Raw genomic sequence first — 26,209 nt, 5'->3', positions numbered from 1 at the left:
ACGAGCGCCAACTGGGCGCTTATGACCTATAAAGCAGCCTCTCTTTAAACCTTCTTAGTATATACCGTTCATATAAGTCCCTTAACGCTGCCATAAGCTGCTTGGGGTCTCGTGGCAATCAGTGTCATGAATATCCCATATTCCGCTTATGCCCATGATTCCCAAATCACGGATAGCCGCTGCGCCGCAAGCTCAGTCCGGAGTCAAATACTCCGGCCTCCCCGCCAACAACTTCTCCAACGCCTCAATCCGATGCCGATGGGTTGTCGTAATCGCATAAAACCGCTCTTGCAATGCCGCAGAGTGGCCTACGGTAACTAGCACCCCTGCGCGCAATTCATCCTGCACCACCACTTCTGGCAGCAATGTCAGCCATCCGCTATCACGGGCGATCAGGCGCAGCATGGCCATGTCGTCGACTTCGGCTCTTAGTCGGGGGGCGATGCCTGCGGTGGCGCACAGGGCGTCGAACTGGGCGCGCAGGGCGTGGCGGGGGCCAGGCAGGGCGATATCGACGCCATCCAGATCTTCGGGGATGCGCAAACTCTGCGATGCCCAGCGACTGGCGGGGCCGACCAGCGAGATGGATTGGCTGCCCAGGAACAGGCAATGCATGGGGCGGTCCGGGTCGGCGGGCACGGTTTCATTACTCAGCACCACATCGAGCTGGTGTTGCACGAGGCGGGCGACCAAGTCATTCAGCAGGCCGGACTCCAGGGTGAGTACTACGTCGGGGTCGGCGAGTAGCGGGCGTATCCAGTTTTCCTGATAGTTGCGCGATAGGGTACCCACGCTGCCCACGCGCAGGCGGGTGAGCCCGGCGGTGCGGCCTTGCAGGCGCCCGAGCATTTCTTCCCCCAGCCCAAAAATATTGTCGGCATAGGCAAGCACCAGCTGCCCGGTATCGGTGAGGATCAGCTTGCGGCCTTTGCGCGTGAAGAGATCATCGCCAAAGCGCTCTTCCAATTGACGAATCTGTGCCGAGACGGCGGATTGCGAGGTATGCAGTTCCTCAGCGGCGCGGGTGAGGTGCCCGAGTTTTGCCACCCGCCAGAAATACAACAGATGATGAAAATTGAGTTGGTCGAGCTTCATTGTTTTATTTTTAATATCAAATCGTTCTTATCAATGTATTTAACAGAACACGCAGTGTCAAGCATGATACGCCCCATCAACTTTGAAGGTTTATGGGATGGGATTTTTCCAGGTGTTATACAAGGTCAGTGCATTGGCGCCACTGGTGCTAATGGCTGGAGTGGCGCTGCTGGCATGGCTGGGGCGCTTTTCAGATGCCACATTGTGGCGAATATTGCGCGTGGGCTCGTTTGCCGCGCTGGCGATGACGGGGCTTGCCATCGTCACGAGCTCTCAGGGCATGCTGTGGCCGGGCGTGATCAAGGCCACGGGCCTGAGCATGGTGATGGCCGCGCTGGTGCAAATGCTGGGCACGGTGATTGGCGGGTTTTCCAGCCGCTATCTGCAGGGGGAGTCCGGTCAGGCACGTTATGTCGCTGCCCTGGCGGCGGTGCTGGCGGCCGTGCATCTGCTGGTGCTGGCAGATCACTGGGTGCTGCTGATAGGCGCCTGGGCCTTCGTCGGCGTGGCGTTGCAGTCGCTGCTGTGCTTTTATCCTGACCGGCCGTTTGCCCTGCTCGCCGCCCATAAGAAACGCATCGCGGATCGCCTGGCCGATGTCATGCTGATCGTCGCGGCTGCGCTGGCATGGGTGGAAGTGGGCAGCGGCTCGCTCTCCGCGCTGATGGCGCACCTGAGCCAGCACACCATCTCACCGGCATTGCAGGTCAGCGCCGTGGCGCTGGTGCTTGCCGTTATCCTGCGCACGGCTTTGTTGCCTGTGCATGGCTGGCTGATACAGGTGATGGAAGCCCCCACGCCCGTCTCCGCCCTGCTGCATGCCGGGGTGGTGAATCTTGGTGGCGTGGTGCTGATCCAGTTTGCGCCTTTGCTTGAGCAGGCAACACCGGCGCGCCTGCTGCTGTTGGTAGTAGGCCTTGCCACCGCGGTGCTGGCGGGCATGGTGATGCTCACCCGCATCAGCATCAAGGTACGGCTGGCATGGTCCACGGTCGCGCAGATGGGCTTTCTGCTAATGGAATGCGCGCTTGGCCTTTACACGCTGGCGGCCCTGCATCTGCTGGGGCATTCACTTTATAAGGCGCATGCGTTTCTTTCGGCATCGGGCATTGTGCGGCAGACCCGTCTGCAGGCATTGCATGGCGACAGCAAGCCGAATGCGCTTAGCCTGCTCTGGGCGCCCTTGCTGACGATTTCTGCCGTGCAGCTGACCACGGGCCTCTCGGCACATGAGGCCTGGCCATGGTGGTGGAGTGCGGTGCTGGGCCTGGCCTGGGCACCCATGATCTGGCAGCCAGCGGCACCTGCCGGGTTTGCTTTTCGCGCGAGTCAGCTGCTGACTGGCTTATTGATGGTATTTGGCCTTGCCATGGCCGCCATGCTCGCCCATGCCCTGCCCCTGGGTTTGCATAATGCGCCGCACCCGTTGCTGGGGTTGATCGCGCTCACCGGCATGGCCACCTTGTATCTCTGCCAGGCCATGTTGCAGCGCTGGCCGCACCTGCTCTCCCGCTGGCGGCGGTGGAGTTATGCCGGCTTTTATGTTGACGAGGCCTACACGCGTCTGGCCTTGCAGCTGTGGCCCACCCGGTGGATACCGCATGCGGGCACCCATATCAAGCAGGAGGCAATCACTGATGTCTCACGCTAACTCTGAGGAAACCATGATGAATACAGCAGTCGCGCATCCGAGCACCTCAAAAGCCAAAGCCGACAAAGACATATTGCATACGCAGATTGCCCAGGCCTGCGAACAGGCTTGCCAGGCTATCGCGCCCACCTGGCCGCTGGACCGCGCCATTGCCGTTAACCCGCATTGGTCGCGCATCGGCATGCCAGTGAGAAAAGTGGCCGCCCGCATGGCGGTGCTGGGGGGGATTCAGGTGTTCCCGCCGCGCAACTTGCAACGGCAAGCCTGGGACGAGGGGCGCATTAGCGAGGCTGACCTGGCACAGGCGCTGCAGCAACTGCCCGAGGCGCAAGCAGCGGGCCTCAGCCCTAGCGATTGCATCGCTGCGCTGCACAGCGAGCCAGCGCTGGAACATTTGCCCCTGCTGATTGATGTGCTGGATAACGACCCGAATCGCCATACTCGCTTGTCCTGGCGGCAAGCGATTACGCATCAGGTGAGCCAGACCTGCGCCGCGTATTTTGACGAGCATCAGGCGGATTGGCACCCGGAGCGTACGCAGGGCCTGTATGCCTTCTGGCGCGAGACCCTGCAGCATGACCATGGCATCGGCTTGCTGATGGGCCTGCCGCACATCGGTCAAGCCATCGATGCGCTGCCCGTCACCGCCCAGGATGCAGAACACTGGGTGCTGGAACGGCTGGGCCTGCCGCAGGCGGTATGGGCAGATTATCTGGAATCGGTGCTGCTGACCGTGAATGGCTGGGCCTCGTGGTGCGCCTATCTCGGCTGGCAGGCCAAGCTTGAAAATGGCGAAGATGCCCACCTGAGCGAACTGCTGGCGATCCGGCTGGCGTGGGGCGCCCTGTTGCTGGAATGCAAGGATGACAAGGCCAATGATCAGGCTTTTGTAACATTGCAACGCGCCTGGGAGCATGCGCCACTGCTCCTGCTGGCCGCCGAGCGGGCCTTGCTGGTGGATGAAGTGTGGCAAGTGGCGCTGGAGATAGGTTATCAGCGCGAACTGGCGGCCAAGCTGATCTCGGCTGGCAAAACTGCGCCTGGCTCGCAAGCCATTGAAGTGCAAGCCGCCTTTTGTATTGATGTGCGGAGCGAACCCTTGCGCCGGGCGCTGGAAACCGCATGGCCGGGCATTCAGACGCTGGGGTTCGCTGGTTTCTTTGGTCTGCCCGTGGCCTACACGCCGCTGGCGACACAAGCGCGGCGCCCGCAGTTGCCTGGCTTGCTGGCACCCGCGATGGAAGTGGTCGATAGCATCATCAGCGCAGAGCCGGAAAAACGCGATGCCGATGCCGCCCTGCAACGCGCCTCTGTCCGCAGTCGGCAATACCGCTTTGCCGTGACGGATCAGTGGAAAGCAGGCAGCCGCTGGCCGGGTGCCGCCTTCTCCTTCGTGGAAGCGGCAGGCCTGGGTTATCTGGGCAAGATCGGCCAGTGGCTATGGCCAGGCTTGCAGCCCCGCTCGCGGGATGATCTGGCAGGCTTGCCTGCGCGTCACCAATCCATTTGCCGCCCGCACCTCATCGGCGTGGGGCTGGAAGCCAAGATTGATCTGGCCGCCCGGGTGCTGCAAGGCATGGGATTGACCCGCGAGCTTGCGCCCATGGTGCTACTGGTGGGGCATGGCAGCCAGTCTGCCAACAATGCCCATGCCGCTGGGCTGGATTGCGGCGCATGTTGCGGGCAGACCGGCGAAGTCAACGCACGCAGCCTGGCCTTGCTGCTGAATGAACCCGAAGTGCGCCAAGGCTTGCAGGCGAAAGGCATCGCCGTTCCCTCACATACGGTATTTGTCGCGGCGCTGCATAACACCACCACCGATGAGATAGAGGGCTTTGATCTGGACCTGCTGCCAGAAGAAGCCCGTGCCCGCTGGCAAACGCTGCAGCAGGTGTTTGCGCAGGCAGGCGACCAGGTGCGCCGCGAACGTGCGCCCGGCTTGCAGCTGGATGCGCAAGCTTCAGATGATGCATTGCTGGAGCAATTGCGTCGCCGCGCCAACGATGGCGCCCAAACCCGCCCCGAATGGGGGCTTGCTGGCAACGCGGCCTTTATCATCGCGCCACGGCAACGCAGCCTGGGCATCGGGCTGGAAGGTCGCAGTTTTCTGCATGACTACGATGCCAGCCAGGACCCAGACGGTAGCGTGCTGGAGCTCTTGATGACGGCGCCCATGCTGGTCACGCACTGGATCAACTGGCAATACCACGCCTCCACCTGCGATCCGCAGCGGCTGGGCAGTGGCAACAAGCTGCTGCACAACGTGGTAGGTGGCAACCTTGGGGTATTTGAAGGTAATGGCGGCGATTTGCGGATAGGCCTTTCGCGGCAATCGCTGCACGATGGCAAGCGCTGGATTCATGAGCCTTTGCGCCTCACCGTGGTGATCGAGGCCCCTCAAGCCGCCATTGAAGCGGTCATTGCCAAACACGCGGTGGTGAAGCAGCTGGTGGACAATGGCTGGCTCCACCTGTGGCATGTTGAATCATCGCATCTGCAACGTTACGACCATGGCACGTGGTGCACAGTGGAGCTGGAACAGGCTTGATGGCAGGGCGATCGCGTTATGACGGCTGCCGGGTCGCCCTGCTCACCCAGCACGGCAAGGAAAAGGTGATCGCCCCCATGCTGGAGCCCGCGCTGGGATGCCGCATCGAACTGGTGACGGGGTTTGATACCGACCAGCTGGGCACCTTTACCCGCGAAACGCCGCGCACTGGCACCCAACTGCAGGCGGCAAGACAAAAGGCGCGCAAAGGCATGGAGCTGGCGAGCACCAGTCTGGGCATCGCCAGTGAGGGAAGTTTCGCTGCTGATCCGTTTTCCGGCATGCTGCCGTGGAATGTGGAGCTGGTGACCTGGATAGACGACGCGCTAGGCATTGAAGTGACAGGCATCGCGCAGGGCGCGGACCGCAAGGGACACATACTGAGCGGCCATTGGCAGGACATCGCCACCTTTGCCGAGCGCGAAGGCTTTCCCAAACAACATTTGGTATTACGGCCCGATGGTCAGGATGATCCTCGCATCCACAAATCCATTACAGACTGGGCGAGCCTGCAACAAGCCTTTGAGCACTGCCTGGCGCAATCTGCCAGCGGCCAGGTTTTTGTCGAGCGCGACCTGCGCGCCTTTGCCAACCCGACCCGCATGCAACGCATACAGGAAGCAACAGCCGACCTGCTGCGCCGCCTGCAATCCCTATGCCCGGCATGCGATACGCCCGGCTTCTGGATCAGCGAGCGCCTGCCGGGTTTGCCGTGTGCAGCCTGCCAATGGCCGACTTCACTCGCGCATAGCGAGGTTTGGGCCTGCCTGCGCTGTGATCATCGGGACATCATCCCCCTGGCAGAGCGCTCGCTGGCAGATCCGGCGCATTGTGCGTACTGCAATCCCTAGTGGAATTTGGACTGGGCAGAGAGCAGGAGTTGCCCCTCGAATGCAGCCGATAATTGTCAGCCCGCCTGTCGAGTTATCCATTAGCAGCTAAAATTCATGCTTACCATTCGATAAAGCAATCCTATGATGTTCTTGAAGAATGCATTGAGATTTCTGGCGCTCGCTAGCCTGCTGGCGCTGGTTGCCGGTTGTGGCGGAGATACTTACGACAGCTACGTCTATCCAGACAAGCTGGAGCTGGATGACCCGATCGCTCTGGGGCAATTCCCCTCGCTGCAAGCCTGCCGCGAAGCCTCGCTGGCCAAGCTGAAGGAACTGAATGCCGAATCCGCCGGTGACTATGTGTGCGGGCAGAATTGCCATGACCATGCTTGCCAGTCGGCCCAGAAATAAACCCAAGATACATGATTCGCTACCGTGAAAACCATCCGCTAAACCCTGCCGATGTGGCGCGGGTGTTCAAGGCGTCGGGCATTAAGCGGCCAGTAGATGACTTGGCGCGCATAGCGGCGATGTTTACGCATGCGAATCTGGTGTTTTCTGCATGGGATGGTGACACCCTCATAGGCGTAAGCCGTGCGCTGACGGATTTCAGCTATTGCTGCTATTTGTCTGATCTGGCGGTGGATGCGGCGTATCAGCGCCAGGGCATAGGCGAGGAACTGGTGCGGCTGACGCGAGAAAAAACAGGCGATCAGGTATCGCTCATTTTGCTATCCGCGCCGGATGCGATGGACTATTACCCCAGGCTGGGGTTTACACTGGCGGATAACGCTTACGTGATTCGCCGCCTGACCTGATGTTTGCCCTTCCCCCTATCCGTTTTGTATTGCCATGGCTGTGTTGCCTGGCGCTGACCGCGCATGCCGATGTCAGTGGCAAGGTGGTGTATATCGCCGATGGCGATACGCTCACCGTGAAAACTTCGGACAATCTGAAATATAAAGTGCGCTTGCAGGGCATTGATGCACCGGAACAAGCACAGGCCTTTGGCAACAAGGCCAAGCAGGCACTGGCCGAGTGCGCGCGCGGCAAAGAAGCGATGATAGAGAGCCAGGAGACGGACCAATATGGCCGACTGCTGGGCAAGGTGTGGGTGGATGGCACGGACTGCAATCTGCGCCAGCTTACGCTGGGCCTGGCGTGGCATTACAAGCATTTTGCCCGGGAGCAGACCGAGGCAGACCGTGTAAGTTATGCCGCCGCCGAACATGCCGCCCGTGATGAAAAGCGCGGCCTGTGGGCCGATGCCAACCCCACCGCGCCCTGGGATTTTCGTCAGCAGGAAAACCTGCAAAAAACGCAGGATGCCTTCAAGCAGCAATGGATGATGCATAACCACCGCTTCCGATAGCGCCAGGGGTTTCCGCCGCCATCTTTACCAAAATATGCAGGCTGTAAAAACAGGGTGTGAATGTATTTGCAGGGTAAGCAGATAGCCTCTTCCAACACCGCCACACACACCTCATCAAGCCATTGATTTTTAAACTATAAAATCTTGGCACCCCACCCTACTCTTTAAAGCGGTACTGGTACGAATCGTGCCACGTAGTAGTGAAGCCCAGCGCTAGCCGGGCATGTTCACCACCCATTTAAAGAGTCCCATGTTTTCTACTTGTAACCGTAAAACCCTGCTGGTTGCCCTGTTTCTGATGGCAACCGCCAATATCAGCCTGTTTCAACGCCTGCTGGAGGTGTATCCGCCCAGCCTCGGCAATGTGCCGTTCCTGATCTCCCTGGCCTTGTTTTTCACGTTTGCCACCGCGCTGTTTCTGCTGCTGGTCGCGCATACCCGCGGCGCACGCTGGCTGCTGGCCTTGCTGGTGCTGGTGGCATCGCAAGCGGCGTATTACATGGATACCTACGGTGTAGTGGTCGATACCGTGATGATCGACAATATTGTTCATACCGATACGCAGGAGTTTGCCGGGCTGCTGAGTTGGGGGCTGGTGCTGCGCACCTTGTTGCTGGGCGTGTTGCCCGCATGGCTGATTATTCGCTACTGGCCAGACGGCCGGGGCTTCAAGGCAGAATTCAAGTCCAAGCTTTCGCTTACGCTGCTGCTCATCATTGGCATGGTGTTGGTCGTGGCGCCGTTTACCGCGCATTACGCCTCGTTTATTCGTGAGCATAAAATCACCCGCGCCTATTCCAACCCGATTTACCCCATCTACTCACTGTTTGGGTATGCGCGCGAAAAGTTAAAGTCATCCGCGATTACCAAGCTGACAGCCACCGCACCCGATGCGGTGATGATAGGCACGCCATCGCGGCATGAGCTGATTATTCTGGTGGTAGGCGAAACCGCGCGTGCTGATCGCTTTTCATTGAATGGCTACCCGCGTGACACCAACCCCGAGCTAGCCAAGCGCGACGTGCTGAGCCTGCGCAATGTCACCTCTTGCGGCACCTCCACGGGCGAATCCGTGCCCTGCATGTTTTCAGCATTGGGCCGCAAGGATTTTGACCGCGAAAAAGCCCTGCATTATGAAAATGCGCTGGATGTGCTGTTTGAGCATGGCGTGCAGATTCTGTGGCGTGACAACAATTCCGACTCCAAAGGCGTGGCCACACGCATGACCTACGAAAACTTCAAAAGCCCCACGCTGAACAAAGTTTGCGACACCGAATGTCGCGACATCGGCATGCTGGGCGGGCTGGACAAATACATCGACAGCCACAAAAACAAGGATATCCTCATCGTGCTGCACCAGATGGGCAACCACGGCCCCGAATACTACCGCCGCTACCCGCCCGAGTTTGAACGATTCAAACCCGCCTGCAAAAGCAACGAACTCAGCCAGTGCACGCAGCAGGAGCTGGACAACGCCTACGACAACGCCATTCTATATACCGATTACTTTCTGGCGCATGTGGTGGATTTTCTCAAGCAATACAACGAAACCCACGCCACCGCCATGCTGTACGTGAGCGACCACGGCGAATCGCTAGGCGAACACGGCATCTACCTGCACGCCGCGCCCTACATGATCGCCCCGCAAGAGCAAACCCACATCCCCGCCATCGTGTGGATGGGCAAGCACTTTGACTACAAATTAAGCGACCTCAAACCCTATCAGGATCACCCCTTCAGCCACGACGACCTCTTCTGCACCCTGCTGGTCTCGTATGAACTCAACAGCAAAACCTGCGACAGCAAACACGACGTCCTCATGCACAACGCCGACGTCATCAGCATGCTGCAGCAACAAGGCCAGCTGCATACGGCCATGCAGTAAGAGTCAGCATCGTGCTGATGAGAAAAAGCCCGCTCATTGAGCGGGCTTTTTGTTTGGCTGAAAGACTAAAGGATTAGTCAGCTTTTACACTGTGCGGGCCGCTGCCATGCACCAGCACAAACAGCAGGCCACCGGCCATGCTATTTGCACCCTCGCTGCTTAAACGCCTTGCGCGCATCGGGGATCGTCTCAAATTTGTTCGGGTTGCCCAGGCAACTATCGTCCTGTGTTACCACCAGCTCACCAACCTTCTCTTGCAGCCTCAACAGCAGCGTGCTGCGCAACCAGTTTGAACCCAGTTGTGAGGCGGTTTTGGCAACAGGGGATTCGGTATTGAAATACTGCACAGTGACCATCAAGGCAGGCGCTGTTTTATTGGCAGCCCCTACGCCCAATACCGTCTGGCAAAACGGCGGGCGGCTGGATTCGGGGATTGAGAGCTTGGCGATATGCACCGCCTTGATCTGGCTATCATCGTTGACGAAGTAAAAGTGGCATTCACTCCGATCAGGCTGACCTTGCTTGCACATATAGGTAGGTCTGCCCATCGGTTGAAGAAAGACCGGCGTGCATTGCTCGTCAGGTCTGGACTTGTGCATAAAGGTGTTAGAAAACATGGAGTACATATGCCCGTTAAGAGAAAAACGCACACTTGCGCTACCAGACCAAAGTTCGACTTCACCGGGGAATGCCGGAAAAATCGCGTTGTTTTTATTTACATACGGCTTAACTGTTTCCTCCCTCAGCATGTCTAGTCGGCTTTCATATTTAGGGTCGGGGGATGATCCAAATTTATCCCAAAACAGGCCGGTTTCATTATCGGGCATTATTTGCAGCAAGCCATCTGCCATAGTGAGGATGGGGTAAAACATCATAGCAATGATGCATAGCGAAGTTTTATAGCTTTTCATAGGCTTCTTTCAATTTGATCTGATAGTGATTTTCGGCATACTTGGGACCGTTGTAGTGATAGGCGATTTTGTCCCAGTCTTTATCTTGCACGGCCTTGCGCAGGCGAGAATTTTTATCAATAAACTGCCGGAGAATTGTTAATTGCTTTGCCTCTGATGTGCACATATCTCTCACAAACAACTGCGCATTGTCATAATCCCCCGCAATCGCATAATTCATCCCCAATATCTGAAATGCACCCCAGGAGCAGGCCTTTAGGGCGGCCTCCGGGTTGAGTCGATAGGCTTTCAGCAATTTGAAATAGTTGGCCCGTTCATTGCCATACAGGTCGCTTTACGCGAACAAGCCACGGGGTGCGCTATTTGCATCCTCGCTGCTTAAATGCCTTGCGCGCATCGGGGATCGTCTCAAATTTGTTTGGGTTGCCCAGGCAACTATCGTCTTGTGTTACCACCAGCTCACCATCTTTCTCTTGCAGCCTGAACAGCAGCGTGCTGCGTAGCCAGTTGGAGCCCAGTTGTGAGGCGGTTTTGGCAACAGGGGATTCGGTATTGAAATACTGCACAGTGACCATCAAGGCAGGCGCTGTTTTATTGGCAGCCCCTACGCCCAATACCGTCTGGCAAAACGGCGGGCGGCTGGACTCAGGGATTGAGAGCTTGGCGATATGCACCGCCTTGATCTGACTATCGTCGTTGACGAAGTAAAAGTGGCAGTCGTAGTGTACCCACTGTCCTTCGGCGCATTGGTAACGCGGCAGCCCCATATCGCGTCCCTTTTGCCGTGAGCAGACTTCGTCGGGTCTGGTCTTGTGCATGAAGCTGTTAGCAAACATCGAGTACATATGTCCATTTAAAGAAAAGCGAATGCTTTCTTCAAATGGATAAGTTGAAATAGACTCGGGGATAGCATCATTTTTACGTGCATCTGGAGATATGACATGATCCCGAAGATAAAAATATCGTTCTAATGTTTTATCTTCAGAATAAAGTCCCTTTTGATTTAGAAATTGGGAAAATTGTTCATCTGTTTGCACCTGCAATACATCTTCAGCATGAGCTATACCCAGTAGCCCAAAAACAACTAGGGCAACTAAAAAATTAAAGTTTTTCATAGGCTTCTTTCAATTTAATTTGATAATGATTTTCGGCATATTTCGGTCCGTTGTAATGGAGAGCAATTTTGTCCCAATCTTTATCCTGCACCGCCCGGCGCAAAGCCGGATTGAGGTCGATGAACTGCCGTAGGATTTGTAGCTGCATGCGCTCGGAACTGCAGATGTCGCTCACAAACAATTCCACATTTTTGTATTTCCCCGCGACCTCATAATTCATCCCCAATATCTGAAATGCACCCCAGGAGCAGGCCTTTAGGGCAGCCTCCGGGTTGAGGCGATAGGCTTTCAGCAATTTGAAATAGTTGGCCCGTTCATTGCCATACAGGTCGCTTTGCTCGACTACGCCATCCGGCATGCGGGCATTTTCTTCGCCCAGTTTTTTTCTGCTCAGAATGTAGCCGCTGGGCCAGCAAATATCGGGGTCTTGATCATGCGGGGATTGGCAGCCCGGCACACCGATACCATGGCGCTTGTGTTTTTTGCTATTGGGCAAGGGGCCATTGCCACAGGTAAGGCGATGAAACAGATGACGCTCAAACAAAATTTTAGGCAGGCGTGTGCCATCTTTTAATTGCATCTGGCTGAAGCCTGAACCACTAGATTCGACATGGTGAATAGCCTTTAGTACTTTGGGATCGCATAAGAGAGTATCGGCTTCGTCTTGCCAGCTTTTTTCCGTGACAGGCTCATCCCGATAGTGTTTAAACAGGTCGATCAGGCCTTGAGGGACTTCCATCTCAAGCACTTCGGTATTGTGTGCTTGGCTCTTGCGCTTTTTAACAGGGTGCCCGGGTTGGATGGCTTGCCCTTCGGCTTTTCCATGATGCAGTTTTTGCGCACTATTGGCGGGGGTGATCTTTTTCTGCGCTTGCCCCTCATCATGGACGGCCAGTTCGGCCATTAACTTGATACCGGGCGAAATCAGCGTAAACCACTGATGCCCAAGCCCCGAGACGGTGCTGCCTATTTTTTTTAATGCGCTGGCCTTGTTTTCAACCCAGACCTCAACAGCAGACGCGATGTTTGCCGTGATTATTTTAGGCAGCATGCCACGAGCGTCCGTCTTGGCAACGATAACTTTGTCGTCGAATTTAAGATGGCATGTCAGCCCCTCGATGGGATAGCGAAGGGCATCAAGCAGCAAAACTTGCACGGCGTTGGCTTCCTCTTTACTGAGGTAAAGAAGCTGGCCCGTTTTAAGTTTATCTGGATTAGGCAAGGCATTGATTTCAGCCAGCTCACCAGGTGTTTTTCCGTAGTGCCTGGCGATTGAGGATAAGGTCTCCCCTTTAGCGACAGTGTGTGTTTGAGACATCGTTATACATTCTCACTTTCTTCATCATCTTGCTGAAAGGCAATTTCATTCGCCCAGCCTTCATCGGATTTGACGAATGCCTCGACCACTCCAGGACTCTGGTTGAATACAAAAGCGTTGTTAAGTTGAAGCAATGGCATGCGTCCTCGCAGCTCAGCAGCATTTCTAGCCGTCAGGTAACTGCCCATGCGCAAATCCTCTGGGAAGTAGGCAAAGTGTTGCAGTGGGGATGTATCCAGTCGAAGGCTAAATTTGTCCGTTTCCGGCATAAGCGGTAAATCGGGCATGACCACCGGCTGGGTCTTGGCCTGTGGCATGGCTTGCGATGCGGAATACACAGACCATTTGCCCAGGGTGGCGCTCTCAATGCTGGCGGCAGTCCAGTGCGTGCTGCTGCCACCGCCGTTGATCACGATCTCTTTGTCGGCGGTGAGGTGGATGCGGTTGGCGTGGTAGGTGATGTTGAGTTTGGAAAAAAGCCGGATATTGCGTTGCAGGGCTTTGAATTCGATATTCATGCCTGCGGCAATCAGGCGTAGCCCGCCGTTGTAGGCAAATAATTTGATCGCCTCTTTAAAGCTGCCTATCAAACTGCGGTTCGCACTCAAGCTGACATTGCTGCCCGTGGTAATGGCATGATCTTCGCCACTGTGCTGATGGGTGCTGCCGGGGGTGGTGCTGGCAATGCCGGATGGGCTTGCCATGACGAGGTGCGGTTGCTGCAGTTCGGGGAAGGCGGTGTCGTTGGTGTTTGTATTGCTGGTATTGCTGGTATTGCTGGTATTGCTGGTATTGCTGGTATTGCTGCTGTTGTTGCCGGTAATACCGTCATTCTGCCCCTGCAGTCGTTCGCTCACCCTGGGCTGGTCGTCGTTGTCCTGTGCCTGGTGCTGGCTGGCGAGCTGACCCAAGTCGGCATGCTGGGCTTGTGCCTGTTCTAGTCTTGCTGTGGTTTCGCTGAGGTCGGTGAGGTGGTTCTGCGCTTCTCTTCTCGCTTCAGTGGTGAGGATAAGGCCTTGTCTGGCGCGGATGGCCCCATGCCCATCGGTGCGGAGTTCCAGGCCTTCGCCCCGGTAATCCAGCCGTCCGGCATTGCCGTCGATACGGGTGATATGTCCCAGGCTTAAGGAGGAGCTGTCATGGTCGCTCTTGAGTTGTAGCTGGATCTTGCCATCGGTGTCATCGAGGATGAGGTGATTGCTGCGGCCAGCTGCGCCATTGCCCCCACCGGGGATGAGCTCGCGCGAGCGGATACCGCTCAAGGCTTGCTGGGCCGGGAGCTGCCACGGCGGCAGGTTGAGCTGGTTGTAGAGACGGCCGGTACATACCGGCAAGTCAGGATCACCGCCGAGGAAGTCAATCAGCACTTCTTCGCCTATGCGTGGCAGGTGCATGGCGCCCAGCTGGTTGCCTGCCCAGGCTTGCGATACCCGTACCCAGCAACTGCTGTGCTGGTTCTTCAGCCCATAGCGGTCCCAGGGGAACTGCACCTTGATGCGACCGTACTGGTCGGTGTAGAGATTGCTCTCGGCGGTGTCGCCCGTAGGGCCGGTGACGAGGGCGGTCTCGGGGCCATGGGTACGTGGCTTGTGGCCGGGGGCATGCGGCAGCAGCACCTCGGGACGCAGCACTTCGCGGGTGGGCTGGCCGCTGAAGTGGGTCTCCATGCGCCAGGTGCCGGTGAGTTCGCCTGTCAGCGCGCCACTGATGCTATCGACGATGGCGGACTGGATGGCGCTGAGCCCAGCGCCACTGCCGTGGCTTCCATTTCCTCCTGTCTTTCCGACGGTCTTGCCAACGGTCTCTTCACTCACATTCTCAATCAACAAGGTCGTGCTGAGGATCAGGTACTCCTGATTGGCCTTTGCTCTTGGGTGCTCTTTGAGGGTAAAGGTATGGCCAGGCACGACGCCACGGATATGGCCTTCGCCTGCCACCCGGTGACCGGGCTGGCGCAGGGCTTCCATGCGCAGCCGGGCCAAGAGCTCACCTTGCGGCTCGGTCTGGTTGGCTTCGCGGTCCATGCCGGCATTGGGCTGGCTGTAGTCACTGCCATGGTCGGTGCGCCATTGGTAGACCTCGTTATCGCCATGGGCGGTATTACGCGGCTGGGCATTACGTGCGGCAAGCTCGGCCCGGGGACGGGTGTAGTCGTAATCGCGGCTGGCATAGCTGCCTGAGGTCAGTTGCTCGGCATCGCTGAAGTGGTGCAGGTACTCTGCATCGGTCTTATGGTCTGGCGGGTAGTAGGCAATGGTGTGATAGCCACTGGCCGGGTCATCGGGCTGGAATGGCGTATAGGCGCCATTGTGATCGGCCAGTACCAGAGTATGGCGCTCGTCGTCATGGCGGAAATGAAAGCTGATGCCCCACTCCCGCCACAACCGGGTGAGGAAGGCAAAGTCGGATTCGTTGTACTGCACGCTGTAGTCCCGGGCGGGATAGGTCTCGATCAGCCGCTTCTCCAGCGCATAGGGATAGTCCGCCAGTACGGCTTCGGTGATCTCGACCACGGTCTGGTCCTGAAACACCTTGCAGTCGGTGGTCAGCGTCGCCAGGTGGAGCCAGGGGCGTAGCGTGATGACATAGAGCGCATGGCGGCTGTCTTCCGCCACATGGCGTATGTCAGTGATGAGTCCACTGACATACCGTGTGCCTGCCCCCTGATTCGCCATGCCGAGATCGCCCAGCGCACCGGGCAGGAACTGGCCGTGGCCTTCGAGGCTGATGCCGCAGGTCAATACTTGCCCCATCAGCGGACCGAAGTCGAGATCACTGCCGATTTCCCCCAGACGGCTACGTACCGTGAGCTGGTAGTCAAACAGGGTGTTGATGCCCTCTCCCCCGGCAAGACGGACAGGCTCCAGCCCATCGGGCAGGATCTGATGGAGCGCGGGACATTGCAGGGTAAGCAGGCGACGGGAGGATAACAGCGAGGGCAGCATGACAGGGAATCCGTGGCTAAAGGCGGGTTCGATCATGCACAGGATTGCGAAATCAGGAAATTGCCCTTAAGGGTAGAAATGACGCCGGGCGCAGTCCTTTCAACACCGATAATAAAAAAGCCCGCCAATGATGGGCGGGCTTTTTGTTTGGCTGAAGACTAAAGGATTAGTCAGCTTTTACACTGTGCGGGCCGCTGCCATGCACCAGCACAAACAGCAGGCCACCGGCCATGGAAATGTTTTTCATGAAATGGATCATCTGGTTTTGCGCCATGTCTGGGCTTGCTGCCCAGAAATCATGGAACAGGAATGCGGCGGCCAGGGTGAACAGGAACAAGGCGGCGGCGGCCAGACGTGCACGGTAGCCGACGACGATCAGCAAGCCGCCACCCAGTTCAATGATGATGGTGAGGATGGTGACCAGATCTGGCAGCGGCAGGCCTTTGCTGGCGATGTAGCCGGAGGTGGCAGCAAAGCCGCCGATCTTGGAGAAGCCGGAGAGAATGAAGATCAGCGCGATGAGGATGCGGCCGATCAATGGACCGTGACGATGTAGTGCTTGCATGATAAAACTCCCTTTAAAAGTAAAAAATAAAAACCGAATGCTTCTGAAAATGGCCTGACTCACCCAGGTGAGGCTGAGTCAGGCAGTGCTAACACGATGGATAAACCCAGCGTATTTCTTATGCCAGGCGGCCTTCGCGGTAATCGTGAATCGCCTCAAAAATCTGCTCCTGAGTGTTCATCACGAAGGGGCCATATTGCGCAATGGGCTCCTTGAGCGGACGACCGGCGATCAATAACAGACGCGTCGCTTCAGATGCCGTAATGACAACGCCATCGCTGTCGTTCGTGGTCTTGAGTATCGCCATGCGCTGCTGTGGCACCTGACGTTCGCCAATGAGCGCTTCACCGCGATACACATACACCAGGGCATTGAACTCGGCAGGTATCTGCTGGGTAAAGCGTGTGCCTGCTGGCAAATGCACATCCAGGTAGAGCGGCTCGGTGGTACCACGCTGGATGGCACCGGCAACGCCGTGGCTTTCGCCAGCAATCACTCGCACCGTGACGCCATCGGCCGTGGTGAACTCCGGAATCTCGTCCGTTTGAATATCCCGGTAGGCGGGGTCCACCATTTTGTCCTTGGCGGGCAGATTGAGCCAAAGCTGGAAGCCTTCCATGGCGCCTTCTTCCTGCTCGGGCAACTCGGAGTGAATGACGCCTTTGCCCGCGGTCATCCATTGCACACCGCCAGGGGCGAGCAGACCTTCATTACCGGCACTGTCGCGATGGCGCATGCGGCCTTGCAGCATGTAGGTCACGGTTTCAAACCCGCGGTGGGGGTGATCAGGAAAGCCGCCAATGTAATCTTCCGGCTGATCGGTGCCAAAGGCATCCAGCATCAGGAAAGGGTCAAGCCGGCGTTGCAGGTGTTGCGTCAGCACGCGTGTCAGCTTGACCCCGGCGCCATCCGACGTGGCTTGGCCGATGACGATCTGTTCAATCGCTCTTGGCTGTGTCACGACTTCGTTTTGCAATGCAACGTCAGGTCTTGTGCTCATGGTTGCTCTCCTTTTTATACGATTAAATATGCCTTAGGCAGGCACCAGTTCTTCCAGTTGGCGATAGGCTGTATCCAGCGCGGCTTTTTCCGCGTCAGGGCCCATGGCCAAGCCTTCGGCATGGATGAACTCGACATCATGCATGCCCAGAAAACCCAGCACAATTTTCAGGTATGGCGTTTGGGTATCGGCAGGCGTGTTGCGATAAATACCACCGCGTGCCAGCACCACATATACCTTCTTGCCGGTCAGCAAGCCTTCGGGCCCGTTGGCGGTATATTGAAACGTTACCTGTGCACGCGAGATGGCATCAATCCAGTTCTTGAGTTGCACTGACACCCCCAGGTTATACATGGGTACGCCCAAGACTATGACATCGGCAGCCTGAATTTCGCTGATCAGCACATCATCCAGCGCGACACGCGCAGCCTGCTCGGCATTGCGCTGGTCAGCTGGCGTAAATAAGGCCTGCAGGGCTTTTTCGTCCAGGTTTGGATGTGGGTTGCGGCCTAGGTCGCGCACCGTCAATGTGGCATCGGCATGCTGGGCAAGCAGGCGCTCCACAAGGGCATTAGCCAGATGCGTGGAGTGGGAACCGACCGTACGGGCGCTGGAATTCACTTGCAGAATATTCATGATGATCTCCTTGCTTAAGTTGAAATGACGATGGAGACACTTTACATATTCCCAAATAATTGATTAAGTCGTTAAAATGGATATTATTGTTCCATCAATGGAAATATAAAATGAAGCTGGAAGCCAATGACTTGCTCTTGTTTGCCCGCGTGGTGGATGAAGGAAGCTTCAGCCGCGCGGCGGACCGGCTGCATATTCCGAAATCTACCCTGTCGCGCCGCATGGCGGCTCTGGAGACGCAACTGGGCGAGCGCCTGCTGCTGAGAACCACGCGCAAGCTGACGGTGACCGACTTTGGCAATGCCGTGTTGGCGCATGCGCATCAGGTAACGGCGGAGGTAGAAGCCACGCTGGCATTGACGCAACACCGGCAGGTAGAACCTAGCGGTCGCCTGCGACTGTCGATGCCGGGCGATTTTGGGATCAATATCCTGCAAGCCTTGCTTGCCGAGTTTGCCATGCGCTATCCGGCGATTTCTCTGGAGATGGATATCTCGCCACGGCGGGTGGATCTGATCGGTGAAAACTTTGACCTGGCGATTCGCATGGGCGATCTGCCAGACGACACATCGCTTGCGGCACGGCGCATCGCCACCTTTGAAACCGGGCTCTATGCCGCACCGGCTTATCTCAAAAAACGCGGCACACCGCACGAACCAGAAGCGCTGATGGAACATGATGCGCTGCATCTACTCACCCGACGCGGCGAACCCATGCTATGGCAACTCAAACGTGACCAAGCCCAATGGCAAGGCACGCCCATTGGCAAAGTATCCGCCAATTCGCCAGCCATTCTGGTACGCATGGCGATTTCGGGCCTGGGCATTGCCATGCTGGGTGAGCCGTTTGCCGAGCCTTACGTCAAGGCAGGTGAGCTGGTACGTATCCTTGAGGACTGGCATTTGCCCAGTGTCACGGCATGGGCCGTTTTTCCTGGCCGACGACTGATGCCAGCTCGCACCCGTGTTTTTCTGGATGCGCTCATGGCACGCTTTGCCGAGGCGGACTGCGAAAAGCACAAACGGTAACGTGGATTGGAGAAGCCGCCCCCCAGGCGCCTGATGGGGTGAATCGTGCAAACGCATGCGTTTCGAGCACTCTGGAGATACCCATGCCCGCCCAGACACTTAAGCACACTATCCAGTATTCATCCGCGTAGTTATCCACAGAAATTGTGGAGTAGCCAGCAGGCTGGCAACGACCGCAATGCCGCCTCCCATCAGGTGTTATGCATGGCCCTAGGCAACAAAAAGCCTGGTCAGGTCTGACCAGGCTTTTTTGAATCGGCGCTTTGATAGCGCCGGAATACAACTCGGAGCGCCGCTTTAATCGTATTTACGGAACTGGCCTACGACAACGCCAAAGATCTCCAGATTGCCTTGCGGACGAATCACCGGATACGCTTTATTGGCGGGCAGCAATACAAACTGGCCTTTTTCGCGCCCCAGGGTTTTCAGGGTAAATTCGTTGTCCACAATCGCCACCACAATATCGCCCACATTGGCCACCTGCCGCTTTTCCACAATCACCACATCATCCGGCACGATGCCAGCATCAATCATGGAGTCGCCCTTGACCGTAATCAGCACGGTTTGTGAGGGGCGCTCGATCAGATAGTCATCGATGCTGAGGGTGTCGTGGCGATCGCCACTGGCGGCGGAAGGAAAACCGGCCTGCACGGTACTCTCAGCCAAGATACGCTCGAAAAAGCGCTTGCCGGGCTTGAGTCGCCGGTCGGCCGTGGCATCAAGAAAGCCTTGCAGCTTGAAGCGGGCGACCAGCGCAGTCACCGCATTTTTTGATTTGAACCCCAGCATGTCCGCAATCACCGAATAGGATGGCAGCGTTTTATGCTCGGCGTAGTAGTCCTGGATGCGCCCCAGGTAGTCAATGTCGTTTCCCATACGCGTTACCATAATGTACGAACGTACACAAAGTCAAGCGTCGCGTGCTTGCTCAATCGCCCTAATTGGCGCGATAAGGCGCGCGCTCTTCCAGTTCATCCTGATATTGCTGCATATTGCTGGCTTCCATGGCAACAAAGCGGCGAATCGCAGATTCAAACTCGGGATTGGCAATGCGGTGGAACGAACAGGTAGGCCGTGGCATGAAACCCCGCGCCAGCTTGTGTTCCCCCTGCGCGCCGCCCTCAAAAAACCGGATGTTGTGCTCCAGGCAGAACTCTTGCGCCTGATAGTAGCAAAGCTCGAAGTGCAAGCCGGGTATGTAGCTCAGCGCCCCCCAATAGCGTCCGTACAGCGTGTCGTCGTCATACAGGTTAAGCGCCGAGGCAATGGGCTTACCATCCAGCTCCGCAATGATCAGCAGCAGGTGTTCAGGCAGGGTATGGCCGATCTGCTCAAAAAATGCACGCGTCAGGTAAGGCGATGAGCGATGCTCGTGGTAGGTATTGACGTAACACTGATAGAAAAAATCCCAATCGGCAGGCTGGATATCCCGGCCTTGCAAGCGTCGGCACACCACGCCGGCACTGAGGATTTTTTTACGCTCCTGTTTGATTTTTTTGCGTTTGTCATGCGAAAGCTGAGCAATAAACTCGGGAAAATCGCGAAACCCGTCATTTTCCCAGCGGAACTGCACGCCATCGCGCTGCATCCAGCCTTCCGCTTGCAAAGCCTCTGCCGAGGCAGCATCGGGAAACAGAATATGACTGGAGGACAAGGCATTCTGCTCCATCTGCTGCTGCACTATGCGCGCAAGCAGTCGCTGCACCTCCTGCCGCTGGCTCAGCAGCCGCGGACCGCTGATGGGCGTGAACGGAATCGCCACCAGCAATTTGGGATAGTAATTAAGGCCATTCTGCTCATAGGCATTGGCCCAGGCCCAGTCAAACACATACTCGCCGTATGAATGCTGCTTGAGATAAAGCGGCGCAGCGCCTATCAGTTTGCCCTGCTCATGCACCGTCACGGGATAAGATTGCCAGCCTGTGCCCTCGCCTACACAGAGCGTATCTTCCAGGGCGCTGAAAAAACGGTGACTGAGCAAAGGGGAACCATCGGTCAGGCCATCCCATTCTTGCGCTTTGATCTGCGAAAAGCCGGTCGCTATATTCACTTCTATCGTCATAGCATTCCCATCACATGGCGAGGTTACAGATGAAAGAGAGTTGTTGAAGGCAAGAGTTCATTGCCTTGCCATGCAAGATGACATAAAAAAGCGGCTGATGCATCACATCAGCCGCCCTGCTTGTCGCCAATTCACGACAGTGTTTTATATCTCATCAAAATACGCATACACGTCAATGAGATAGGGTATGTGAAAAAACGACAGCCTATTTCTTCTTGCTTGTTGCGCTATCCACACCATGTCCAATGACACCACCGATGGCGGCGCCGCCCACTGTCCCAAGGGCACTTCCACCCGTGAGCACAGCACCTGCTACGCCACCAATACCAGCCCCGACAGCAGCGTTCTTTTGCTTGGTACTCATGCCTGAGCAGGCGGTGAGCACACCGATAAGCAATGTACTAATTACCAATTGTCTAGTAGCGACCATATTAATTCTCCTTATTACACTATCAATCAATCCTGAACAAAACCACTTTATCCAGGTACTGCTGACTGACTGTATGCAAGGATAATGCCAACAAAAAATGCCATTTAAATTCATATATTTAAATGGCATTTAAAATTCGGGAGATGAAATGAGGATTACAAGGCGCGCTTTCTGCTATTCACCATGGCGCCTTTTTCCTTTACCTTCGGGGAGGGCAATACCTGTGCTTCTTCTCTGACCACCGGGATAGGACGTTGCTGGCGTTCAATGGCTTTTGCCTGCGCAGACTCCAGTTCTTCCATGGTAATCACGCCATCATTATTGGCGTCTACCTGGCTGAAATGACGTGCGATCTGTGGCAGCAACTCAAATGCCTCGATACGGGAAATGGCGCCATCGTTATCCTTGTCCGCTTGGTCAAACCTTGCCTGCAGACGTTGATGCATCACGCGACGACGTTCTTCAATCTGAATATGGGCGGGATCTACGGCACGGGAATACTCATAGAGATCGCGGCGCAAACGCATGTTTTCTTCAATGCTGATGTTGCCGTTTAAAGATTTGGCAGGGGCACTGCTATCGGGGGCCACGACCAGGGATGGTTTGGGGCCATCATCGTCAGCGTTATCGTTTGCATCCTTGGGAGCGGCGTACAACACATCCATAGCGCCAATCACCAGACAGGCCGCAATCGCAACGTGCATGCATCCAAACCGGGAAACCGATGAAAGAGACATCATAGGATGGAAAATCAGGCCAGACAGGAGCGACAGTCAGACGCCCGACAAAGATTGAAATCAACTACGTTCATTGTTCCATTTCTCCACTTCTTGGGGGAGCCTTGATAGCTCCTCGCCTGATTCCGCAAACCATATTGCTTCGAGTGTTGGTGCGCTTGAGAATTCCGCATATTATTATTTGGCACTGCAGCCGTGATTATAATGAAGCAGGAATGTAAATCGAGTGTTTCACTGTGCCGTCTGAATGTAACAATTTGTGACAATCGCCACATTTATATTCCCCAACAGCAACTACCTAACCGTATAATATTCAACATAATAAATCTCGCCACATTAGACCACATATTGCTATGAACGCCATGCAGACCAATCCAAAAAAAATCCTGATGGTTGACGATGATTTGCGCATGCGTGAGCTACTGCAACGCTACCTCAGCGAACAAGGCTTCAGCGTAAAAACCGTCTCTGATTCAACCGAGATGAATACCGTATTAAGTAGCGAACATATTGATTTGCTGGTGCTTGATCTGATGCTGCCCAGCGAAGACGGCCTGGCCATTTGCCGCCGTTTGCGAGCCGCAGGCAGCACCATGCCCATCATCATGCTGACCGCCCGAGGTGATGAGGTAGATCGAATTATCGGGCTGGAAATGGGTGCGGATGATTACTTGCCCAAGCCTTTCAACCCGCGCGAGTTGCTGGCGCGTATCAATGCCGTCATGCGGCGCAATGAGCGTCCTGTGCCCGGCGCACCAGCCAATAGCACCGAAACCATCAGCTTTGGCGAATTCGTGTTTGACCCTTCCACCCGCAGCCTGCTCAAAAATGGCGAGCAGATCACGATTACCAGCGGCGAATACGCATTGCTGAAAGTGTTTGTTGATCACCCGCGCCAACCCTTGTCGCGCGATCGTCTCATGCAGCTGGCGCGTGGCCGCGAGCTGGATGTATTTGACCGCAGCATTGACGTACAAGTCTCGCGCCTGCGCCGCCTGATTGAAGCAGATCCTACACACCCCCGCTATCTGCAAACCATGTGGGGCTTTGGCTATGTATTCATCCCCGACGGCGAAACCATCAAGCATTAATCAGGGCCGTGCCTTGATCGCTGCTTGTCACGACTGTTTGCATTTCAATTGAGATTATTCCCGCGCACCCTGCTCGCCAGGGCCATGCTACTGATTGCCATTCTGCTGGTGATCGGCCAGTACGCTTCACTCAAAATCTTCGATTACTTCGAGCGCAAACCACGCGCCACAGCGGTTGCGCTGCAAGCGGTAACCGTCGTGAATTTCACGCGTGCATCGCTGCTTGCTGCTCATGAAAACCGCCGCCTGGCGCTTTTATCCGAGCTATCCGGTAAAGAAGGGGTACGTATTTACGCCGCCGACCTGCTGGAAGAGATCGAAAAACTGCCGGATGATCCGGTAATTGCGCTGATAGCCGCCAAGATCAAGGAAAAGCTGGGCAATGAAACCATTGTGGCGGTGAATCACTTCGGCATCCCAGGCCTGTGGGTGAGCTTCACCATTGGGCAGGACGATTACTGGGTGGTTATTCCGCGCATACAGGTGGATAGACCCTTCCCATGGCAATGGCTGGGCTGGGGCGCGCTGGTCATCCTGCTGTCACTGGCGGGGGCCTATTTGCTGGCTGCCCGCATCAATCGGCCGCTCAGCCTGCTTATTCGTTCGGCAGACCGTCTGCGTAAAGGCGAGCAACCGCCGAAGTTGCCAGAAGATGGCCTGGATGAACTGAGCGATGTGAACCATGCCTTTAACGACATGATGGAGGCCCTGGCCCGGCTGGATTCCGAACGTACCCTGCTGCTGGCTGGGGTTTCGCATGATTTGCGCACGCCGCTGGCTCGTTTGCGCCTGTCAGTGGAAATGCTGCCGAATGAACTGGGCGACAGCCTGAAAAATGGCATGATCCAGGACATCACGGACATGGATAACATCATCCACCAGTTCCTGGATTTTGTGCGTGGAGTGGAGGGCGAACCGACGCAGATGATCGATATCAATGCCCTGCTGAAGTCGATTTACGATCGCCACACACGCGCTGGCCGCCGCATGATCTTGCGACTGGCACCCACACATCTGATACCGCTGCGTCCCCTTGCCATGCACCGGCTATTGGGCAACCTGATTGATAACGCCTTCAAGTATGGCAGCAGTGAAGTCTCAGTGGAGACCAGAATCACCGCTGGCACCATTATACTGAGCGTACTGGACAATGGCCCTGGCATTCCTCCATCGCAGATCAGCCGCCTGCTGCGACCTTTTGAACGTCTGGATACCGCACGTGGCAATGAGAGTGGCAGCGGCCTGGGCCTGGCGATTGCAGACCGCATCGCCCGCCTGCACAAAGGTCACCTGGAATTGATCAACCGCCAGGAAGGCGGTCTGGAAGCGCGCCTGATATTGCCTATCGTCAAGAACGTGGCAAATTAACTTCGTAAAACGCATGCAAGGCGATTAACGCACCTCTGCCAATCGCCTGCAGCTATCAGACTTCAGTCAGCCCTGCCTTCAAACCACGCCAGCTTGCTGCGCAAACCAACCACACCACCAATGACGATCAAGGATGGCGACTTCAAATGCGCCTCCGCCACCTTTGCTGCCAGATTCTGCAAACTTTCTGTCACCACCCGCTGACTTGGCAAGGTACCGTGCTGTACAACCGCGGCGGGAGTATCTGCGGAAAGGCCATGGGCGATGAGCTGCTGGCATATCTCGGGCAGGGCAGCCAGGCCCATGTAAATGACGACTGTTTGCTGCGGCCGCACCAGTGCCGGCCAGTCTAGGTCCACCGTACCGTCCTTCAGGTGTCCGGTGGTAAAGATGCAGGTCTGGGCAAAGTCACGGTGTGTCAGCGGGATACCGGCATAACTCGCCACGCCAGAAGCCGCCGTTACCCCAGGCACCACCTGAAATGGAATGCCATGCGCCATCAGGGTTTCAATCTCCTCCCCACCGCGCCCAAAGATAAAGGGATCGCCGCCCTTGAGGCGCAAGACGCGCTTACCTTCTTGCGCCAGTCGTACCAATAATTCGTTGATCTCCTCCTGCGGGAGGGTGTGCTGATCACGCGCTTTGCCCACATACACCAGTTCGGCGTCGCGCCGCACCAGTTCCATGACTTCCGGGCTCACCAGTTTGTCATACACGCATACATCCGCCTGCTGCATCAGGCGCAACGCCCGAAACGTCAGCAAATCGGGATCGCCAGGGCCCCCACCGACCAGATAAACCTCGCCTCGCGGAGCACGGGCAGGTTGTTCTAGCTTTTGCACCAGCGCAGCCTCGGCTGCGAGTTCCTGTCCGGCCAGCACTTGTTCACCGATGGGGCCTTGCAGAACCTCCTCCCAGAACATCCTTCGTTGCTGGGTGGTAGGAAAATGCTGCTTCACCCGCTCGCGAAAGCGCGCGGCGAGCGTCGCCAGCCGGCCATATGTCGCTGGCACCATGGTTTCGATCTTGCTGCGTATGCTGCGGGCCAATACCGGCGCTGCACCGCCGCTGGAGATCGCAATCACAATAGGAGAGCGGTCGACAATCGATGGCATGGTGAAGGTACACAAGGCTGGCGCATCCACTACATTGACCGGAATATTGCGCGCTTGCGCCTCCTGCGAGACCGCCTGATTGACGTCTTCATCATCGGTGGCAGCCACCACCAGGCGGGCACCATCCAGCTGCGGCGGTTGAAACGTATCCGCTATGTGCAGAATATCGCCCTGTTCAGCCAGGGTCTGCAATTCAGGATACAGCTCAGGGGAGTAGACCTCAACGGCAGCGCCCGCCTTGCGCAGCATAAGCACCTTGCGGGCGGCAACCTCTCCGCCGCCTATCACTACGCAGCGCTGTTGCCGGATATTCATGAAAATTGGGAGTGCGTCCATCTCGCCATTTTACACTGCGGCCATTCTCCCTCGTTCCAATTTTTCTTGCGCGTTTGCCGTTACCGCTGCAGAAGATGGCCTGCACAAGCGTCTTGAAAGCTCTTGGATAGACATTCATGAGGACATGCATGGGTGGCTTGTTAGCGCGCGAAGTCACCCATGCTGCAT

Annotated in this window: 24 protein-coding genes; 10 read left to right on the top strand and 14 right to left on the bottom strand. The window is 56.4% G+C overall.

The features are described from left to right. Window positions 1–192: 192 nt before the first annotated feature. Window positions 193–1,095 carry a LysR family transcriptional regulator gene (locus tag ACWWD9_RS04095; protein WP_455867800.1) on the bottom strand — a complete coding sequence of 301 codons (903 nt, stop codon included), beginning with the start codon at window positions 1,093–1,095 and terminating at the stop codon, window positions 193–195. Window positions 1,096–1,192: 97 nt separating this feature from the next. Here ACWWD9_RS04095 and ACWWD9_RS04090 point away from each other — a divergent pair, with 97 nt between their 5' ends. From ACWWD9_RS04090 to ACWWD9_RS04060, 7 genes are all read left to right on the top strand, one after another. Then, window positions 1,193–2,746, top strand: coding sequence for an NADH-quinone oxidoreductase subunit L (locus ACWWD9_RS04090; RefSeq protein ID WP_455867799.1), 1,554 nt, complete (start codon window positions 1,193–1,195; stop codon window positions 2,744–2,746). A 16-nt stretch (window positions 2,747–2,762) separates the two neighbouring features. After that, the gene (locus ACWWD9_RS04085) at window positions 2,763–5,294 is read left to right on the top strand and encodes a YbcC family protein (RefSeq protein ID WP_455868132.1); all 2,532 of its coding nucleotides are present in this window, start codon (window positions 2,763–2,765) and stop codon (window positions 5,292–5,294) included. After that, window positions 5,294–6,145 carry a DUF6671 family protein gene (locus ACWWD9_RS04080; protein ID WP_455867798.1) on the top strand — a complete coding sequence of 284 codons (852 nt, stop codon included), beginning with the start codon at window positions 5,294–5,296 and terminating at the stop codon, window positions 6,143–6,145. Before ACWWD9_RS04085 ends, ACWWD9_RS04080 begins: the two co-directional genes overlap by 1 nt. A 123-nt stretch (window positions 6,146–6,268) precedes the next feature. Next, window positions 6,269–6,538: a hypothetical protein gene (locus tag ACWWD9_RS04075; RefSeq protein ID WP_015830684.1), complete on the top strand. Its 270-nt coding sequence runs from the start codon at window positions 6,269–6,271 to the stop codon at window positions 6,536–6,538. An 11-nt stretch (window positions 6,539–6,549) separates the two neighbouring features. Next, window positions 6,550–6,945 carry a GNAT family N-acetyltransferase gene (locus tag ACWWD9_RS04070; protein WP_455867797.1) on the top strand — a complete coding sequence of 132 codons (396 nt, stop codon included), beginning with the start codon at window positions 6,550–6,552 and terminating at the stop codon, window positions 6,943–6,945. Further along, a complete protein-coding gene (locus ACWWD9_RS04065; protein ID WP_159355228.1) occupies window positions 6,945–7,499 on the top strand; it encodes a thermonuclease family protein in 555 nt (184 codons plus the stop codon). Before ACWWD9_RS04070 ends, ACWWD9_RS04065 begins: the two co-directional genes overlap by 1 nt. 250 nt (window positions 7,500–7,749) lie before the next feature. Then, entirely contained in the window at window positions 7,750–9,384 is a 1,635-nt protein-coding gene (locus ACWWD9_RS04060) for a phosphoethanolamine transferase (RefSeq protein ID WP_455867796.1), read from the top strand. 140 nt (window positions 9,385–9,524) lie between these two features. Here ACWWD9_RS04060 and ACWWD9_RS04055 read toward each other — a convergent pair whose 3' ends face one another. The 8 genes from ACWWD9_RS04055 to ACWWD9_RS04020 form a co-directional block, all read right to left on the bottom strand. Further along, entirely contained in the window at window positions 9,525–10,295 is a 771-nt protein-coding gene (locus ACWWD9_RS04055) for a hypothetical protein (RefSeq protein ID WP_455867795.1), read from the bottom strand. Further along, window positions 10,282–10,590, bottom strand: coding sequence for an N-acetylmuramidase domain-containing protein (locus tag ACWWD9_RS04050; protein WP_455867794.1), 309 nt, complete (start codon window positions 10,588–10,590; stop codon window positions 10,282–10,284). Before ACWWD9_RS04050 ends, ACWWD9_RS04055 begins: the two co-directional genes overlap by 14 nt. A 64-nt stretch (window positions 10,591–10,654) precedes the next feature. After that, a complete protein-coding gene (locus tag ACWWD9_RS04045; protein WP_455867793.1) occupies window positions 10,655–11,410 on the bottom strand; it encodes a hypothetical protein in 756 nt (251 codons plus the stop codon). Then, entirely contained in the window at window positions 11,397–12,728 is a 1,332-nt protein-coding gene (locus ACWWD9_RS04040; protein ID WP_455867792.1) for a LysM peptidoglycan-binding domain-containing protein, read from the bottom strand. Before ACWWD9_RS04040 ends, ACWWD9_RS04045 begins: the two co-directional genes overlap by 14 nt. A 2-nt stretch (window positions 12,729–12,730) precedes the next feature. Then, complete coding sequence (locus ACWWD9_RS04035) at window positions 12,731–15,673, bottom strand: type VI secretion system Vgr family protein (protein WP_455867791.1); 2,943 nt, start codon at window positions 15,671–15,673, stop codon at window positions 12,731–12,733. Window positions 15,674–15,839: 166 nt separating this feature from the next. Then, window positions 15,840–16,238, bottom strand: coding sequence for a DoxX family protein (locus ACWWD9_RS04030; protein ID WP_013442827.1), 399 nt, complete (start codon window positions 16,236–16,238; stop codon window positions 15,840–15,842). Window positions 16,239–16,356: 118 nt separating this feature from the next. Beyond that, the gene (locus ACWWD9_RS04025) at window positions 16,357–17,238 is read right to left on the bottom strand and encodes a pirin family protein (protein WP_455867790.1); all 882 of its coding nucleotides are present in this window, start codon (window positions 17,236–17,238) and stop codon (window positions 16,357–16,359) included. 33 nt (window positions 17,239–17,271) lie between these two features. Continuing rightward, a complete protein-coding gene (locus ACWWD9_RS04020) occupies window positions 17,272–17,874 on the bottom strand; it encodes an FMN-dependent NADH-azoreductase (RefSeq protein ID WP_013442829.1) in 603 nt (200 codons plus the stop codon). A gap of 110 nt (window positions 17,875–17,984) precedes the next feature. On the opposite strand from ACWWD9_RS04020, the gene ACWWD9_RS04015 reads away from it, so the two are divergent. Further along, window positions 17,985–18,902: a LysR family transcriptional regulator gene (locus ACWWD9_RS04015; RefSeq protein WP_013442830.1), complete on the top strand. Its 918-nt coding sequence runs from the start codon at window positions 17,985–17,987 to the stop codon at window positions 18,900–18,902. Between the two features lie 297 nt (window positions 18,903–19,199). On the opposite strand, the gene ACWWD9_RS04010 is transcribed toward ACWWD9_RS04015, so the two are convergent. The 4 genes from ACWWD9_RS04010 to ACWWD9_RS03995 all read right to left on the bottom strand — a co-directional run bounded on the left by ACWWD9_RS04010 (window position 19,200) and on the right by ACWWD9_RS03995 (window position 22,098). Beyond that, window positions 19,200–19,778 carry a LexA family protein gene (locus tag ACWWD9_RS04010; protein ID WP_013442831.1) on the bottom strand — a complete coding sequence of 193 codons (579 nt, stop codon included), beginning with the start codon at window positions 19,776–19,778 and terminating at the stop codon, window positions 19,200–19,202. A 61-nt stretch (window positions 19,779–19,839) separates the two neighbouring features. Further along, window positions 19,840–20,964, bottom strand: a complete 1,125-nt coding sequence (locus ACWWD9_RS04005) for a GNAT family N-acetyltransferase (protein ID WP_455867789.1) — start codon at window positions 20,962–20,964, stop codon at window positions 19,840–19,842. A gap of 205 nt (window positions 20,965–21,169) precedes the next feature. Continuing rightward, window positions 21,170–21,394, bottom strand: a complete 225-nt coding sequence (locus tag ACWWD9_RS04000) for a glycine zipper 2TM domain-containing protein (RefSeq protein ID WP_013442833.1) — start codon at window positions 21,392–21,394, stop codon at window positions 21,170–21,172. Window positions 21,395–21,549: 155 nt separating this feature from the next. Then, window positions 21,550–22,098, bottom strand: coding sequence for an EF-hand domain-containing protein (locus ACWWD9_RS03995; RefSeq protein ID WP_015830698.1), 549 nt, complete (start codon window positions 22,096–22,098; stop codon window positions 21,550–21,552). Between the two features lie 395 nt (window positions 22,099–22,493). On the opposite strand from ACWWD9_RS03995, the gene ompR reads away from it, so the two are divergent. Together ompR and ACWWD9_RS03985 are read left to right on the top strand one after the other, a co-directional pair. Next, window positions 22,494–23,222 (top strand): osmolarity response regulator transcription factor OmpR, encoded by a 729-nt coding sequence (ompR, locus tag ACWWD9_RS03990; RefSeq protein ID WP_041362827.1) that lies wholly within the window; start codon window positions 22,494–22,496, stop codon window positions 23,220–23,222. 48 nt (window positions 23,223–23,270) lie between these two features. Next, the gene (locus ACWWD9_RS03985) at window positions 23,271–24,590 is read left to right on the top strand and encodes an ATP-binding protein (protein WP_015830699.1); all 1,320 of its coding nucleotides are present in this window, start codon (window positions 23,271–23,273) and stop codon (window positions 24,588–24,590) included. Window positions 24,591–24,652: 62 nt separating this feature from the next. On the opposite strand, the gene cysG is transcribed toward ACWWD9_RS03985, so the two are convergent. Continuing rightward, on the bottom strand, window positions 24,653–26,041 hold the full coding sequence (gene cysG / locus ACWWD9_RS03980) for a siroheme synthase CysG (RefSeq protein WP_455867788.1): 1,389 nt from the start codon (window positions 26,039–26,041) through the stop codon (window positions 24,653–24,655). Between the last annotated feature and the right edge of the window lie 168 nt (window positions 26,042–26,209).

Source organism: Methylovorus sp. SPW-M1 (genome assembly GCF_053848825.1).
The sequence above is the reverse complement of the archived record's forward strand: the minus strand, read 5'-3'. Positions and strand labels throughout refer to the sequence as shown.